Annotated in this window: 14 protein-coding genes and 2 tRNA genes; 3 read left to right on the top strand and 13 right to left on the bottom strand. The window is 69.4% G+C overall.

Translation table 11 applies throughout. The features are described from left to right. Nucleotides 1-466: 466 nt before the first annotated feature. On the top strand, nucleotides 467-682 hold the full coding sequence (locus Acy02nite_RS12445; protein ID WP_203740106.1) for a hypothetical protein: 216 nt from the start codon (nucleotides 467-469) through the stop codon (nucleotides 680-682). Between the two features lie 17 nt (nucleotides 683-699). On the opposite strand, the gene Acy02nite_RS12440 is transcribed toward Acy02nite_RS12445, so the two are convergent. The 7 genes from Acy02nite_RS12440 to Acy02nite_RS12410 all read right to left on the bottom strand — a co-directional run bounded on the left by Acy02nite_RS12440 (nucleotide 700) and on the right by Acy02nite_RS12410 (nucleotide 6,820). Beyond that, nucleotides 700-1,494 carry a carbon-nitrogen hydrolase family protein gene (locus tag Acy02nite_RS12440; RefSeq protein ID WP_203740105.1) on the bottom strand — a complete coding sequence of 265 codons (795 nt, stop codon included), beginning with the start codon at nucleotides 1,492-1,494 and terminating at the stop codon, nucleotides 700-702. Nucleotides 1,495-1,694: 200 nt separating this feature from the next. Beyond that, the gene (locus Acy02nite_RS12435) at nucleotides 1,695-2,336 is read right to left on the bottom strand and encodes a GNAT family N-acetyltransferase (protein ID WP_239174626.1); all 642 of its coding nucleotides are present in this window, start codon (nucleotides 2,334-2,336) and stop codon (nucleotides 1,695-1,697) included. A 2-nt stretch (nucleotides 2,337-2,338) separates the two neighbouring features. Then, nucleotides 2,339-3,628, bottom strand: coding sequence for an ATP-dependent Clp protease ATP-binding subunit ClpX (clpX, locus tag Acy02nite_RS12430; protein ID WP_203740104.1), 1,290 nt, complete (start codon nucleotides 3,626-3,628; stop codon nucleotides 2,339-2,341). Nucleotides 3,629-3,840: 212 nt separating this feature from the next. Further along, nucleotides 3,841-4,503 (bottom strand): ATP-dependent Clp protease proteolytic subunit, encoded by a 663-nt coding sequence (locus Acy02nite_RS12425; RefSeq protein WP_203740103.1) that lies wholly within the window; start codon nucleotides 4,501-4,503, stop codon nucleotides 3,841-3,843. Between the two features lie 11 nt (nucleotides 4,504-4,514). After that, nucleotides 4,515-5,150: an ATP-dependent Clp protease proteolytic subunit gene (locus Acy02nite_RS12420; protein ID WP_203740102.1), complete on the bottom strand. Its 636-nt coding sequence runs from the start codon at nucleotides 5,148-5,150 to the stop codon at nucleotides 4,515-4,517. 208 nt (nucleotides 5,151-5,358) lie between these two features. Further along, the gene (gene tig, locus Acy02nite_RS12415) at nucleotides 5,359-6,708 is read right to left on the bottom strand and encodes a trigger factor (RefSeq protein WP_203740101.1); all 1,350 of its coding nucleotides are present in this window, start codon (nucleotides 6,706-6,708) and stop codon (nucleotides 5,359-5,361) included. Between the two features lie 38 nt (nucleotides 6,709-6,746). Next, nucleotides 6,747-6,820: transfer RNA gene (locus Acy02nite_RS12410), tRNA-Pro, on the bottom strand. Between the two features lie 131 nt (nucleotides 6,821-6,951). Here Acy02nite_RS12410 and Acy02nite_RS12405 point away from each other — a divergent pair. After that, nucleotides 6,952-7,025 (top strand) — tRNA-Gly (locus Acy02nite_RS12405). Nucleotides 7,026-7,305: 280 nt separating this feature from the next. Here the strand turns inward: Acy02nite_RS12405 and Acy02nite_RS12400 are convergent. After that, nucleotides 7,306-7,881, bottom strand: a complete 576-nt coding sequence (locus tag Acy02nite_RS12400; RefSeq protein ID WP_203740100.1) for a type 1 glutamine amidotransferase domain-containing protein — start codon at nucleotides 7,879-7,881, stop codon at nucleotides 7,306-7,308. A 1-nt stretch (nucleotide 7,882) separates the two neighbouring features. Next, the gene (locus Acy02nite_RS12395; RefSeq protein ID WP_203740099.1) at nucleotides 7,883-9,043 is read right to left on the bottom strand and encodes a glutathione-independent formaldehyde dehydrogenase; all 1,161 of its coding nucleotides are present in this window, start codon (nucleotides 9,041-9,043) and stop codon (nucleotides 7,883-7,885) included. Nucleotides 9,044-9,265: 222 nt separating this feature from the next. Here Acy02nite_RS12395 and Acy02nite_RS12390 point away from each other — a divergent pair, with 222 nt between their 5' ends. After that, on the top strand, nucleotides 9,266-10,375 hold the full coding sequence (locus Acy02nite_RS12390) for a hypothetical protein (RefSeq protein ID WP_203740098.1): 1,110 nt from the start codon (nucleotides 9,266-9,268) through the stop codon (nucleotides 10,373-10,375). A gap of 78 nt (nucleotides 10,376-10,453) precedes the next feature. Here Acy02nite_RS12390 and Acy02nite_RS12385 read toward each other — a convergent pair whose 3' ends face one another. The 4 genes from Acy02nite_RS12385 to Acy02nite_RS12370 form a co-directional block, all read right to left on the bottom strand. Continuing rightward, nucleotides 10,454-11,629 (bottom strand): zinc-dependent alcohol dehydrogenase, encoded by a 1,176-nt coding sequence (locus Acy02nite_RS12385; RefSeq protein WP_203740097.1) that lies wholly within the window; start codon nucleotides 11,627-11,629, stop codon nucleotides 10,454-10,456. Further along, nucleotides 11,626-12,600, bottom strand: a complete 975-nt coding sequence (locus Acy02nite_RS46450) for an SRPBCC family protein (RefSeq protein ID WP_239174624.1) — start codon at nucleotides 12,598-12,600, stop codon at nucleotides 11,626-11,628. Before Acy02nite_RS46450 ends, Acy02nite_RS12385 begins: the two co-directional genes overlap by 4 nt. A gap of 177 nt (nucleotides 12,601-12,777) precedes the next feature. Continuing rightward, nucleotides 12,778-14,019 carry an MFS transporter gene (locus tag Acy02nite_RS12375; protein ID WP_203740096.1) on the bottom strand — a complete coding sequence of 414 codons (1,242 nt, stop codon included), beginning with the start codon at nucleotides 14,017-14,019 and terminating at the stop codon, nucleotides 12,778-12,780. Beyond that, complete coding sequence (locus tag Acy02nite_RS12370; RefSeq protein ID WP_239174622.1) at nucleotides 14,016-15,479, bottom strand: NAD(P)-binding domain-containing protein; 1,464 nt, start codon at nucleotides 15,477-15,479, stop codon at nucleotides 14,016-14,018. The genes Acy02nite_RS12375 and Acy02nite_RS12370 overlap by 4 nt, the downstream gene beginning before the upstream one ends. Nucleotides 15,480-15,560: the final 81 nt, after the last annotated feature.

The raw sequence follows: 15,560 nt of genomic DNA, 5'->3' as shown, positions 1-15,560 counted from the left end.
TCAAGGCAGAATCCCCATCCGGAGACTCTTTCTTGAGGCAACCGTTCAAGCTTACCTGGTCGTTCTCGCTCGACGAAATCCGGGGGATCTCGCTGGCCTCGCCCAAGTGGTTTCTCAGTGATCACCACCGGAGTGGATGATCAGTGAAAGTGGCTCATGCAGACCGGCCTACTATTCGTCCGCCCGGCTCCTGCTGGCTGAATCACTCTACCCGGTCGGTGTCGCAGTCGCAAGTCCAGCTGGCTGGATCTTTGCTGCTTCGCCCGGTGTTGAAGTCAAGCGTAGCTCGCTTCAACCGCCCCCGGGGTCGCGATCCGGATTGTCACTTTCGTGGCCGTCCGTACCGGTTTCCCGTGGGCAGAGAAGAAATTACTTGACCACCCGCCCGAACTGCAAATCGACGAACATGCCCGTCCCTGGCGGCGCGCTGGCCCACAGCGACAGAAAAGCGTGACAGAGTGGCCTCATGGACGCATCCGAGACGCTCGCGGTCGACGCGTTCCTCGGCATGCTGGTGCCCCTCTGGCAGGTGGTGATCGGCCTGCTTGTGCTGGTCACCGTGGCTGTCTCGGTCCGGAAGCTGCTCCTGCGCGGCCCGTCCCGGATGGGCGGTGCACTCCTGCTTCTCGGCTCCGCGGTGGTCGGGCTGGCCGTCGTCAGCTACCTGCTGCAGAGTCTGTGACCCCGAATACAACCCGGTCAGAGTCGACGGTTCGCCAGGCTCGGTAGCTCTTCGCGGATGGTCGCCAGCCGGCTCAGGTCCAGCTCTGCGAGCGCGATTCCCTCGGCGTCCGGCGCCTGGGCAAGCACCGTCCCCCACGGGTCGATGATCATGCTGCGTCCAAAACACGTACGCCCAGGGTCGTGATCTCCGATTTGCCCGGCAGCCAGGACGAAGCACTGGTTCTCGATCGCGCGGGCGCGGAGGAGCACCTCCCAGTGGTCGCGCCCGGTGTGGAGCATGAACGCCGCCGGCACGACGAGGATCTTCGCGCCGGCGATCGCGAGCCGGCGGTAGAGCTCCGGGAATCGCAGGTCGTAGCAGATGCTCAGACCGGTCGGCACGCCGTTGACCTCGGTGACGACGCTCTCGGCCCCCGGGGCCACGGTTCGCGACTCCTGGTACGAGACACGGCCGGCGATCTCCACGTCGTACAGGTGAATCTTGCGATAGCTCGCCGCGAGCGAGCCATCGGGCCGGAACAACAGCGTGGTGTTGAAGGTCCGTCCCTCCTCGGGGCCGGTCTCGTGGAACGAGCCGGCGTGCACCCAGATGCCGAGCTCGCGCGCCGCGGCGGCGAAAAACGCGGCGAACTCGCCGTCGAGGCCTTCCGGCTTCGGCGCGTCAGCCGCGCGGCCGAGGAAATCCACATATTCCGGGAGGACGGCGAACTCGGCGCCGGCCGCGGCGGCGCGCTCGAGCAACGATCTCGCGACGGAGAGATTGTGGGCGCGGTCATCCCGCGAGTTCAACTGGCAGACGGCGACACGCATGAATACGAGGGTACGACGTGAGCACCGTCTCGTGTCCATGCTGACGCGCTGCTCATGCCGCGCGTCGCTGCCCTGGCTGTCATCCACACCACTGGGTTGTCCACAGGCCGTCCACACGATCTTGGGAGGGCTTGCCACACTGGCATTGGGCACGCCCCCCGAGGAGGGTGGGGTCTACCCAGGTGTTGCGGGTGCGGCGATTACCAGCCCGCAGTGCCCGGCATCAGGAGGACCTCGGAGCCGACCGGCTGGAAGCCGGCCGCCAGCAGCACGCGGAGGCTCGCGGAGTTGCCCGGGGCGCACTGGGCCCAGATCGGCCGGTCGCCCGGGATCAGGTGGCGGGCGGCGGTGGCCAGCAGCCGGCCGTGTCCCCTCCCCTGCGCCGCCGGGTCGACCTCGAAGGCCACCTCCCAGCGGCCGGCGAGCCCGCGTCCGACCACCAGCAGCCCGTGCTGGGACTCCCACAGCCGCACGTCGGTGCGGTACCGGTGGGCGCGCAACGCCCGGGGATGCTCGCTCGCGTCGAGCGGGGTGAGCGGGAGCGGCGGGTCGCCGGGGAGCGGGGTCGCGAGGAGCGAGACGTCGAATGCCCCGGCGTGAAGGCCGAAACGGTCCTCCAGCGCGGTCAGGAAGCGCGGACCGGTGGGGGCGGCGAAGTCCTCACCGGCGAGCTTTTCCGCCCAGGCGGACTCGACGTCGGCCGCGACGACGACGTGACCCGGGAACGACACCACCGCCGCCCGGTCGGGCGACGGTGGGGGGACGACTTCGAGCCACGGGACCGGCACGTGCCGGTCGCCGCGTTCGATGCCGGTGAGAATGTCCGCCAGATCGCGGGGCATGCTCAGGCCGATTTCTCCTCGCGGGCGTGCCGGCGCCGACCCACGAACTCGCGCGGGACGATCGTCGGGATCACGTTCTCCACCACGACCTCACGCGTGATCAGCACGCGGGCCGCGTCGGGGTTGCTGGGCACCTCGAACATCACGTTCTGGAGGACTTCCTCCATGATCGCGCGGAGACCACGGGCACCGGTGCCCCGCAGCATGGCCTGGTCGGCGATGGCTTCCAGTGCGCCCTCGTCGAACTCCAGCTCGACGCCGTCGAGCTCGAACAGCCGCTGGTACTGCTTGACGTAGGCGTTCCGCGGCTCGGTGAGGATCTTGATGAGAGCCTCACGGTCGAGGTTACGCACCGTGGTGATCACCGGGAGACGGCCGATGAACTCGGGGATCAGGCCGAACTTCAGCATGTCCTCCGGCATCACCTTGCTGAAGACGTCGTCGGTGTTCTTCTCCGAGATCGAGCGCAGCCGGGCGCCGAAGCCGACGCCGCTCTGGCCGACACGCTGCTCGATGATGCGCTCCAGGCCCGCGAACGCGCCGCCCACGATGAACAGCACGTTCGTCGTGTCGATCTGGATGAACTCCTGGTGGGGGTGCTTGCGGCCGCCCTGGGGCGGAACGTTCGCCACCGTGCCCTCGAGGATCTTCAGCAGGGCCTGCTGCACGCCCTCACCGGAGACGTCACGCGTGATCGACGGGTTCTCGCTCTTGCGGGCGATCTTGTCGACCTCGTCGATGTAGATGATGCCCTGCTCAGCGCGCTTGACGTCGTAATCCGCCGCCTGGATCAGCTTGAGCAGAATGTTCTCGACATCCTCACCGACATAGCCGGCCTCGGTCAGGGCCGTGGCGTCGGCGATGGCGAACGGCACGTTCAGCATCCGGGCCAGGGTCTGCGCCAGGTGAGTCTTGCCGCAGCCGGTGGGGCCGATGAGCATGATGTTGGACTTGGCCACCTCGACGTCGCTGCTCCCACCGGGAGCGCCGTTCGACTCGGCCTGGATCCGCTTGTAGTGGTTGTAGACCGCGACGGCGAGCGCCTTCTTCGCCTGCTCCTGGCCGACCACGTAGTTGTCCAGGAACTGGCAGATCTCCATCGGCTTGGGAAGCTCTTCCCACTTCACCTCGCCGGTCTCGGCCAGCTCCTCCTCGATGATCTCGTTACAGAGGTCGATGCACTCGTCGCAGATGTAGACCCCAGGGCCCGCGATGAGCTTCTTGACCTGCTTCTGTGACTTCCCACAGAAGGAGCATTTGAGTAGGTCGCCGCCGTCACCGATCCGTGCCACCTACGTTCTCCTTGCGCTCAACGACTGACCACTGGCCGGTCCGTGTACGAGGACGGAATGCCTCGTTGCCATCTCATCGTCTGCCGACCCGCGTAACTGAGGCTGCTGGCTCGACGTTACCCGCAAAGGGGCTGTTCTCCGACCCCCCAAAACGGGCGTGTCAGGGACCGGCCAGTCTAGTCCGACCGTTCCGGCCCCTGACATCGAGTGTCTCAGCTGCTCGCGCCGACGGACTGCAGGCTCTTCTTCCGGCTGACCAGAACCGTGTCGACCAGGCCGTACTCCTTGGTCTCGTCAGCGGTCATGATCTTGTCGCGGTCGATGTCCTTACGGACCTTCTCGACCGACTGGCCAGAGTGCCGGGCCAGCATCTCCTCGAGCTGGGTCCGCATCCGCATGATCTCGCGGGCCTGGATCTCGATGTCCGACCCCTGACCGTAACCACCCTCGGTGGCCGGCTGGTGGATGATGATCCGCGAGTGCGGCAGCGCCATGCGCTTGCCCGGCGTGCCCGCCGCCAGCAGCACCGCGGCCGCGCTGGCCGCCTGGCCGAGGCATACCGTGCTGATGTCGGGACGCACATACTGCATGGTGTCGTAGATCGCCGTCATGGCGGTGAACGAGCCACCGGGCGAGTTGATGTACATCGTGATGTCGCGGTCCGGGTCGGTGCTCTCCAGCGTCAGCAGCTGGGCCATCACGTCGTTCGCGGACGCGTCGTCCACCTGGACGCCGAGGAAGATGATCCGGTCCTCGAACATCTTGTTGTACGGGTTCGACTCCTTGATGCCCCACGAGGTGCGCTCGGAGAACGAGGGCAGCACGTAGCGGTTGTGCACCGGAGCGAAGCCGGGAGGCATAGAGAGGTCGGTCATGGTTCAGCTCCTCAGTTCAGCGTTCCGGCGCCGTCCGGAACCTGGACGGCCCCGGTGATCACCTTGTCGATGAAGCCATAGTCTTTCGCCTCGGCGGCCGTGAACCAGCGGTCCCGGTCGAAGTCGGCGGCGATCTGCTCCTGGGTCTGGCCCGTGTGGAACGCGATCCGCTCCTGGAACATGCGCTTGGTGTACAGCATCTGCTCCGCCTGGATGGCGATGTCGGCGGCGGTGCCACCCATGCCGCCGGACGGCTGGTGCATCATGATGCGCGCGTGCGGCAGGGCGTAACGCTTGCCCGCCGTCCCGGCGCACAGCAGGAACTGCCCCATCGAGGCAGCCATGCCCATGCCGACGGTCGACACGTCGTTGTCGATGAACTGCATCGTGTCGTAGATGGCCATACCCGAGTAGACAGAGCCGCCGGGCGAGTTGATCCACAGGTGGATGTCCCGCTCCGGGTCCTCGGCGGAGAGCAGCAGGAGCTGCGCGCAGATACGGTTGGCGACCGCATCGGTCACCTCGCTGCCGAGGAAGATGATCCGCTCACGCAGCAGGCGGTTGAAGACCGAGTCGTCGAGGTTGCCACTCAAGGAGTCGCCGCCGCGCCGCGACACCGGCCCGGCAGGGATGTGGAGATCGGTCATGGCAGCCCTTCACAGCTTGCTGTGTCGGCCGAGGGTCCGGCCGGCAGGTTGTCCGTCGTACGACCAACCTAACTGGTCGATTGCGCATCAGCTTCCCGCTCAGGCGGGTGTTCGCTGACAGCGCACCGGCCCTCGTACGTACCTCGGAAATGACACCGGCCACCGCGCACCGGAAGCGGTGCGCGGTGGCCGGGTGACGCTTGCTTGATCAGTGGTTGTGACCGGCGTGCTCGTCCTCGCTGGCGGCGCGGAGGTCGTCCAGGGAGAGCGTGTTGCCCTCGCTGTCCTTCATCGTGACCTGCTCCATCACCGAGGCGAGAGCCTTGCCCCGGCGCACGTCGCCGAAGACGGCCGCCGCGGCACCCGAGCGGACCAGCTGGTCGTAGTACTGCTGGGGCTGCATCTGGGCGCGCTGCGCCCGGTGCACGATTTCGTGGCCGAACTCGTCGTCGGTGACCTGCACGTCCTGCGCGTCGGCGATGGTGTCGAGCAGCAGCTGGATCCGGACGCCCTCCTGGGCCGCCTCGGCCAGCTCCTGGTCGATCTGCTCCTCGGTCTTCTCCTCGGAGGCCAGGTAGTCCTGAAGGGTGGCGCCGATCCGCTCGAGCTGGTCGGTCATGGCCTGCTTACGGCCCTCGACCTCCTCCTTCACGACGCCCTCGGGCGCCGGGATGTCGGCGGCCTCGACGAGCTGCTTGAGAGCCTCGTCACGGGCGGCGTAGATCTGCTCGACCTTCTTCGCCTTGGCGAGCCGCTCGCGCAGGTCCCCCTTCAGCTCCTCGAGAGTGTCGAACTCGCTCGCCAGCTGGGCGAACTCGTCGTCGATCTCGGGCAGCTGCTTGTCCTTGACCGTGCGGACGACGACCTTGACCTCGGCGTCACGGCCGGCGAAGTCGCCGCCGACGAGCTGCGTGGTGAAGGTCGCTTCCTCGCCGGCGGAGAGGCCGACCAGCACCTCGTCCAGGCCCGGGAGCAGCTGCTTGCTGCCGACCTCGTGGGAGATGTTGGTGGCCGAGCCGCCCGGCACCTCCTCGCCGTCGACGGTGGCGTTCAGGTCCAGCTGGACGTAGTCACCCTCCGCAGCGGCACGCTCGACGGTCTTCAGCGTCGCGAAGCGCTCACGCAGGCCGTTGATCTGCTCGTCGATCTCGTTGTCACCGATCTCGACAGCCGGGACCTCCACGCTGATGCCGGACAGGTCCGGGATCACGATCTCGGGGCGGACGTCGACCTCGGCCGTGAACTTCAGCGGCGCGTTGTCCGAGAACTCGGTGATCTCCACCTCGGGGCGGCCGAGCGTCTTGACGTCGTGCTCCTGAACCGCGGCCAGGATCTGCTGCGGGATCGCCTCCTGGACGGCCTCGTTGAGAACCGCTCCACGGCCGACGCGCTGGTCGATGACCGCCGCTGGGATCTTGCCCTTTCGGAAGCCCGGCACCTGAACCTGCGCGCCGATCTCCCGGTACGCCTTCTGCAGGCTCGGCTTGAGCTCCTCGAACGGCACCTCGATGGCGAGCTTCACCCGAGTCGGGCTCAGAGTCTCGACGGTGCTCTTCACAGGCGTACTCCTTGTTGCTGCGGGTAGTTGATGATCAGTCGGGGTGGCGGGATTTGAACCCACGGCCCCTCGCTCCCAAAGCGAGTGCGCTACCAAGCTGCGCCACACCCCGTGGCGTCGGCCAGTGTATGCGGTCTGCTTACCCGTGTGTGCGCTGGAGTCACCTGCTGGGGAATCCGGTTCGCGCGGACGGTAGATGATTCAGTAAGCTGTGCCCGAGACCCGGGATGTTCGCCGGGCCTCGCGGGCGTAGCTCAATGGTAGAGCCTCAGTCTTCCAAACTGATTACGCGAGTTCGATTCTCGTCGCCCGCTCCAACTTGGTCGTCCTGTTCAGGGCCATCTTGTGATGCACACCAGCAGGTGACCTAGATCACTTGTGGGAGATGCTTTCCTGGCGCACCGGATCGCGGCGGTGTCGAGTGGATGCCGGAGATGTCGCGGTCGAGCTGCGCCGGCATCGCGATGGTGCGAGCCGTCTTGAGCTCGCACCATGTCGAAGCGCACCGCCCCGTGGGTTGGCGATGGCTCATCCGCCGGTCCAGACCCGTGCGGACCGGAGTCGGCCGGCGCGGATCTCGAACAATCACCGGCGAGGTCACGCACGGCCTGCGGCGCCGGCGGGCTGCGGGACCTTGGCGAACTCCTGCACGATGCGCTCGCAGAACGCCGGCAGGTCGTCGGGCGACCGGCTCGTCGTGATGTTGCCGTCGGTGACGACCGGCTCGTCGACCACCTCCGCACCGGCGTTGCGCAGGTCGGTGCGCACGCTCGGCCACGAGGTCAGCCTGCGGCCCCGCGCGACGTCGGCCTCGACGAAGTTCCACGGGCCGTGGCAGATGGAAGCGACCGGCTTGCCCGACCGGACGAAATCCCGGACGAACCGGACCGCGGCCGGCTCCATCCGCAACTTGTCCGGATTCACCGTCCCGCCGGGCAGGAGCAACGCTTCACAGTCGTCGATCGACACCGCGCTGACCAGCTGGTCCACTGCGAAGGTGCCGGCCTCCTCCAGATCGTGGTCGCGCGCCTGGATCTCGTCGCCGGTGATGGAGACGACGACGGTACGGGCGCCGGCGTCCTCCAATGCCTGCCGCGGCCGCTCCAGTTCGACCCGCTCGACCCCGTCGGCGGCGAGGATGGCGATCCGGCGTCCGTTCAGCACTCCCGTCATGTCAGGCACCCGCTCCCGCCATCGCCGGGTGCAGAACGACCTTGGTCCAGCCGTCGTCTCGCTTGTCGAAGTGCTCGTAGGCGTCCGGGGCACTGTCGAGGGGCAGCTCGTGGCTGACGATGAAGGACGGCTCGGCCTTGCGCGCGGCGACCAGGTCCCGCAGCTGCCGGTTGTACTTCTTGACCGGCGCCTGCCCGCTGCCGATGTGCTGTCCCTTGAACCAGAACATGCCGTAGTCGAAGGCGAGCTTGCCCTGCTTCGCCAGCTCGTCACCGGCCCCGGGGTCCTGGGGCACGAAGACGCCGACGTTGCCGATCCGCCCGGTGAAGCGCACCGAGGCGACGAGCCGGTTCATGGTGAGGTTCGCCCGCTCCTCACCGTCCGGCTCGTGCGCCTGATAGCCGACGCATTCGCAGCCGTTGTCCGCGCCCAGCCCCATCGTCTCGTCGAGAACGGCCTGCACCGGGTCGACCTTCGAGTCGTCGATGGCGATCGCCCCGATCGACTCGGCCAGGCGCAGCCGGTCGGGGTGCCGGTCGACGACCATCACCTTGCTCGCCCCCCGGATGGTCGCCGAGAGGGCCGCCATCAGTCCGACCGGGCCCGCGCCGTAGATGACCGTCTGGTCGCCGGGCTGCACGCCGGCCATCTCGGTGGCGTGGTAACCGGTCGGGAAGATGTCGGCGAGCATCACGTAGTCGGTCTGGCGCTCCTCGGCGTCCTCCCCCAGTCGCAGGCAGTTGAAGTCACCCCAGGGCACGCGCAACAGCTCGGCCTGTCCGCCGCCGTACGGGCCCATGTCGGCGAAGCCGTATGCGGCGCCGGCCATGTTCGGCTCGGGCTGAGCGGTCAGGCAGTAGTTCGTGAGCTGACGCTCGCAGTTCTTGCAATGTCCGCACGAGATGTTGAACGGCAGGACGACCCAGTCGCCCACCCGGACCTTGTCGACCCCGGCGCCGATCTCGACCACCTGCCCCAGGTTCTCGTGCCCGAACCAGCGGCCGGTCTCGAAGTCGGTTCGCCCCTCGTACATGTGCAGGTCCGAGCCACAGATGTTGGCCGACGTGATCCGCACCAGAACGTCGGTCGGCCGCTCGATCCGGGCGTCCGGCACCTCCTTGACGCTGACCTGCCGGGGTCCCTCATAGACCACTGCCCTCATGACTACCTCCTCGTCGCAGTTACCTCCAGGCCCGGATCCGGGCCGGAATCTTCATTACAGACACGCGGCGGACCGCTACGGACCGGTATCGGGAACTGCGCCGATACCGAGCCGGTGATGGGCCGCGGCGGGTCGGCCCCGTCCGCGATCGGGCAGGCATGTGGCGCCCGAGCCGGGGTACTCAGTGACGCGATGTCGTCCGTCTACCGGCGAGGAGCGCCGATGGCCCCCAGTGATCCGCGGCGGCCGGAGATTGTCGTCGGACTGGTGGCGACCCCACCGGACTACCCGGCCCAGGTGGTCGCGCGGCTCGCCGCGGAGCTGGCCGGCCGGCTCGCCGAGCGGGTTGACGCCGACGTGAAGTGGACCGTCCGGGAAGGGTGGGGTGAGGTGGCGCCGCGCCGCGACGGCGGCGCCGAGGCGCTGCTCGACGACCTCGCCCGCCGGCGCGCCGACACCCGGTGGGACGTCGCGATCTGCTTGACCGACCTGCCGCTGCACGCCGGGCGGGTGCCGCTGATCGCGCACGTCTCCGCTCGGCGCCGAGTCGCGATCGTGTCCCTGCCCGCGCTGGGACTGCGCCAGTTGCGGACGGTCCGCGCGGCCGTCCCGGATCTCGTGAGCCGGCTGCTCACCGACACCCGCGACGAGCGGGTGCCGCCGGTCGGCTGGGCACCGGCCGAGCTGACGAGCCGGGTTCCCGCCATCTGCCGTGTGGTCGGCGTGGCCGACGCCGGGGAACTGCGCTATGTCGCCTCGCGGCTGATCGGCCGAGTGCGCCTGGTGACCGGCATGGTGCGGGCGAACCGCCCGGGTCGCGCTCTGCTGGGCCTGTCCAAACTGCTGGTCGGCGCGTTCGGCACGGCCGCGATCGCGCTCACCACGAGCACCATCTGGCAGATGGGCGATGCGCTCGGCGGACTCCGGCTCACCGTGATCATGTTGCTCGGGCTGGCCGCGCTGGTGGCGTGGCTGATCGTCGCGCACGGCCTCTGGGAGAAGCCGGACCAGCGGACCCCGGCTGAGCTGGCCAGGCTCTTCAACGTCGGCACGATCCTCACCCTGGCCCTGGCCACCACGGTGTCCTACCTGGTGCTTTTCGCCGGAACAGTCCTCACCGCGGCGCTCCTGATCGACACCTCCGTCCTGGAGCAGACGCTGCACCGGCCGGTCGGGTTCACCGACTACCTGACACTCGCCTGGATCATCAGCTCGCTGGCCACCGTCGGCGGCGCGATCGGCTCGGGCCTGGAGGACGAGGACACGGTACGGTCCGCGGCGTACGGCCATCATCCCGAGCCCGGCGGCCGGCCGGACGAGAAGAACGCGTGATGCCGCCGCGGTAGGTCAGGCGGACAGATGCCGCCTCGGGCCATCGCGCTCGGCGCGGTGGCCCGAGGCGGGCGGCCCTCACGGTTTGAGGACAACCTTCTCGCAGTTGTCCTGCTTGTTCTTGAATATCTCGAAGCCGCGCTCCGCCTCGTCGAGCGGCAGGGTGTGGGTGATGATCCGGGTCGGATCGATCTCGCCGCGCTCGATGCGCTCCAGCAGCGGCTTCATGTAGCGCTGCACGTGGCACTGGCCGGTGCGCAGGGTCAGCGACCGGTTCATCCAGGCGCCGGCGGGGAACTTGTCCAGCAGGCCGCCGTACACGCCGATGACCGAGACCACGCCGCCGCTGCGGCACGACAGGATCGCCTGGCGCAACGCGTGCGGACGTTCGGTCTCCGACCGGACGGCCTGCTTGATCCGGTCGTACGCGGCGATGTGGGCACTGCCGTGAGTGGCTTCCAGGCCGACCGCGTCGATGCACTTGTCGGGTCCGCGGCCACCGGTCAGTTCGAGCAGCCGGGAGCGTACGTCGACCTCGTCGAAGTTGACCGGGATGTGGCCCGCCTCCTCCGCCATCCGCAGCCGGTACGGCTCCTTGTCGATGGCGATGACCTTCGCGGCGCCGAGCACCCGGGCGCTGTCCATGGCGAACTGGCCGACCGGCCCGGCGCCCCAGACCGCCACCACGTCGCTGGGCTGGATGTCGCACATCTCGGCGCCCATGTAGCCGGTGGGCAGGATGTCGGAGAGGAACAGCACCTGCTCGTCGGTCAGATCGGATTCGATCTTGAGCGGGCCGACATCGGCGAACGGCACCCGCGCGTACTGCGCCTGGCCGCCCGCGAAACCGCCGGTCAGGTGCGAGTAGCCGAAGATCCCGGCGACCGGGTGGCCGAACATCTTCTCCGCGATCCCGGCGTTGGGGTTGGTGTTCTCGCAGCAGGAGTAGAGCTCGGCGGCGCAGGCAGCGCAGGCGCCGCAGGCGATCGGGAACGGCACGACGACCCGGTCCCCGACCCGCAGCCTGTCCGCGGCCACCCCGGAGCCGACCTCGACCACTTCGCCCATGAACTCGTGGCCCATGACGTCGCCGTCCTGCATGGTCGGCACGTACCCGTCGACCAGGTGCAGGTCCGAGCCGCAGATCGCGGTGGAGGTGATCCGTACGATCGCGTCGCGCTTGTTCAGGATCTTCGGGTCCGGCACGTCTCGGACCTCGACCTTGTTACGGCCCGCCCAGGTGTTCGCCCTCATGCGTCCGCTCCCTTCGCGAGCTCGGCGTCCGACAGCGGCTGTGCCGGGCGCTGCGGGAACTCCTTGCGCGCCCGCTTGCCCCACGGGGCGCCGTCGGAGCGGACCACCTCGCCCGTCTCCAGCACCTGCTTGAGCCGGCGCAGGTCGTCGTCGAGCTGCTGGTGCGGTTCCTCACCGAAGTACTTCGCGACGGCCTTGCCGATCGTGCCGCCCGGGATGTCGTACGCCAGGACGACGTGCACCTCGGTGCTGACTCCGTCGGGGGCCGGCACGAAGCGGACGCTGCCGGTGTTGGGCACGTCGGCGTTCCCGGTCGAGCGCCACGCGATCTTCTCGCCGGGCACCTCCTCGGTGATCTCCGCATCCCACCCGACGTCCTTGCCGAACGGGGCGTCGGCGGTCCACCGGCTCGTCCGGGCACCGGTGGTGCGGACCTGTTCGAGATGCGCCATGAACGTCGGGAGGTTCTCCAGGTCGCGCCAGAACGCGTACACCTCCGAGGTGGGTTTGCGAATGGTTGTCGTTGCTGTCAATTCCATGGATCCTCCTTTGCGTGCCGGCCCAGAGCCGACGTCCTTCTTCCGGGTGGCTTGAACGGCGGTCAGCAGGTCGACCACGGTGATCGCGGCGATGGCACCGGTGACCGCGAGAAGCCGTCGCCGGCGACTCCCGCCACGGCGAGCCAGGGCAATCCCCAGCGCGGTCAGGTCCATCGCGTCGCCGGCGACCCGGGTCCACGCCCAGGCGCTTTTCCGCCGGCTCGTCAGGAGCCCGGCCGCGTGAACCAGCTCCCGGACCCCGACCAGCGGGACCACCGCCCGCGAGGTCGCCGAGTCGTCCACACCGCTGATCCGGCGCACCGTGTCCGGCGCCGCCAGCTGTGCCACTCCCAGGCCGAGACTCATCCAGCCGAGCCCACGGCCTCGCCGCTGCACCTCGTCCTGCCTGTCCTTTGCCGCCAGTGGAGTCACGGGCAGCCTCCGTATCCGATAGCACTCGGCGCACGCCTCGTCTCAGCGTCCGGCGCGCGGCCCTCCATGCCGGGATACCCCTGCAAAACCGCCTGAACCTCCAGTCGGCTGCAGTTTCGGGGGCCTCTCCCCGGGCGCCGGGGCGAGGCAGCGGGGCGTCGCCACGCCCCAGCGCGATCACGGTCGGGGCGGCGCGGATCCGCCTCGGCTGGTTCCGATCGCGACGGCGGCGACGGCGCAGCAACAGGCGATCGCCGCGAGCACCGGGGTGTACGAGTGGGTGCCCGTATGGAGGGCTGCCGCCGCCAGCGGGGCACCGGCTTTGGCGAGGGCCATCGGGACGACGAGGACGCCGGCCAGGGTGGCGTAACGGCGGGTGTCGTAACGCTCGGCGAGGATGACGGGCTTGGCGATGGTGGCGACGCCGAATCCGAGGCCGAACCCGGCAACCGCGGCAAGCGCTCCCCCGGTGGTCGCACCGAGGAGCGGCAGGCCGAGTGCGGCGAACGCCTGGACGGCGAAGACCGTGGCGGTGATCGTGGTGGTGCGGTACCGCCGTCGCAGGCCGGTGGTGATCAGGCGCCCGGCGACGGACAGCACGCCGAGCAGCCCGGCAATGGCGGCGGCCGAGGCGGGCGGATGGCCCCAGGAGATCAGGGCCGCGACGAGCAGTACGGTGTACGCGCTGATCGCGACGGTGTGGGCGGTTAATCCCGCCGCGAGCAGCCAGAAGCCGGAGTCGGTCAACGCGGCCCGGACAGCCGGTGCGCCGCTGCCCGCGTGCTGGTGAGCCGGGTCTCCGCCGGTGCACGGGGCCGGCCGGACGACGGCGGCGTGCAGGGGTGCGGTGACGGCATGGACGGCGGCGAGCACGAACAGCGCGGTGCGCCAGCCGTGCTGTGCCGTCAGCCAGCCGGTCAGCGGCAGGAAGATGGTGCCGGCGAATCCGGCCACCACGGTCAGCGCCAGCAGCGCCGCCGATCGCCGCTCCGGCCGGTGCCTTGCGATGATCACCGCGAACGCGGCCTCGTACAGACTGGCCGACGAGGCGATGCCGATGCCCACCTGGACCGCGTAGAGCTGCCAGAGCCGGTCGACCTGCGACCAGGCGACGAGCAGCACGGTGCCGAGCAGGGAGCCGCAAATCATCAGCGCCCGGCCACCGTGCCGATCGAGCCGGCGGCCGACCGGCACGGCCAGCGCCGCGGAGGTCAGGACGGAGGCGGTGAAGGTGCCGGTCACAGCGGTCGTCGAGACGTGCAGATCGGCGGCGATCGGGACGAGGAAGACGGCGAAGGCGTAGTGAAGAGTGCCGTAGCCGATCGTCTGGGTGATCGCCAGCGCTGCCACGAGCTGCCGGTTGCCGCGCCGGGATGACGGCCGGCGCCCGCCCGCGTACGCGACGGCGGGGCGGGTCATGAGCAGCAGCCACCACCGGAGGTGGTGAGGCCGGCCGGCCTTGCGACCAGGTTGGCACTGCACACACCGGTCTCGGGCAGATCGAGCCGCACGTCGCCGGCGGCGTCGAAGTCCCCGGCCAGGGCCGCGGCGATCGAGCGGACCTGCTCGTAGCCGGTCGCCATCAGGAACGTGGGCGCCCGGCCGTAGGACTTCATGCCGACGGCGTAGTAGTTCGGCTCCGGCTGGCCGAGCTCACGATAGCCGTGCGGGGCGACGGTGCCGCACGAGTGCTCGTTGGGGTCGATCAGGTCGGCCAGGGCACGGGTGCAGCCCAGGATCGGATCGAGATCCAGGCGCAGCTCACCGCCGATGCTGTGGTCGGGGCGGAAGCCGGTCGCGGACACCACCCGGTCGGCGGTCAGGGTGCGGCCGTCGGCGGCGATCAGGGTGATGCTGTCGCCGTCACGGCGCACGGTGTGCACGCCGAAGCCGGTGACCAGGGTGAGTTTGCCGGTGTCGACCAGAGTGTGCAGGCCCGAGCCGAGCGCGCCGCGAGCGGGCAGCTCGTCGGCGCCCTCGCCGCCGAACTCCCGCTGCGGGGAGCCGCCGCGCACCGCCCAGGTGATCCGGGTGCCGGGCTCGGTCTCGGCGAGGCGAGCCAGGTCGAGCAGGGTGTTCGCGGCCGAATGGCCGGACCCGACCACGATGGTGTGCTTGCCGGCATGAGCGTCACGGGCGCCGCCGAGCACGTCGGGCAGGGCGTGGTCGATCAGGCCTGCGGTCTCGAACTCGCCGTGGGCCGGCAGGCCGTTGACGCCGAGCGGGCTGGGGGTGCGCCAGGTGCCGGACGCGTCGATGATCGCGCTGCCGGTGATCTCGGTGCCGTCGGCGAGCCGGATCACGAAGGGCAGGTCGGCGCGGCCGGCGGTGCGCACCCGGTCGGCGCCGGCGCGGCTGATCGCCGTCACCCGCGCGCCCGGACGCAGGTGCGGTGCGATGGCGGGCAGCTTGGCGAGCGGCTCCAGGTAGACGTCGACCAGCTCGGCGCCGGTGGGCAGGGCCTCGTCGTCCGGGGCGGCCCAGCCGGCGGCGTCGAGCAGGCGGCGGGCCGCGGCATCGATGTCGTAGCGCCACGGGCTGAACAGGCCGACGTGCGACCACTGACGCACCGACGCGCCGACCTGGTCACCGGCTTCCAGGACGACGAAGGGAACGCCCTGTTCGTGCAGGTGCGCGGCGGCGGCCAGCCCGACCGGGCCGGCGCCGATCACCACCACCGGCAGCTCGTCATCCGGCCTGCCGACGACCGGGGTGCGGTGCGCGCTCGGCACGGGGAGCGGTTCCACGGTGCCGGCCGTGGTGGTGGGGCCGCAGCACGCGGCGCCTTCGGTGACCGCTTCCTCCTCCTCCACCGCCGGGGCGCAGCTCGGGTCCTGCCGGGCACCAGCCGGGACGGCGGTCGAAGTGTCGCTACTCATCGCACGTACTCCTCGTCGAGGTCAGGGTCGGGCGGGAAGGCCTATCGCTCCGGCCCGCCTACGGATTCGATGCCCACGGAA

The organism is Actinoplanes cyaneus, assembly GCF_016862095.1.
Taxonomy (GTDB): domain Bacteria; phylum Actinomycetota; class Actinomycetes; order Mycobacteriales; family Micromonosporaceae; genus Actinoplanes; species Actinoplanes cyaneus.
Note: the sequence above shows the minus strand (reverse complement) of the source record. Positions and strands in the feature narration are given on the sequence as shown.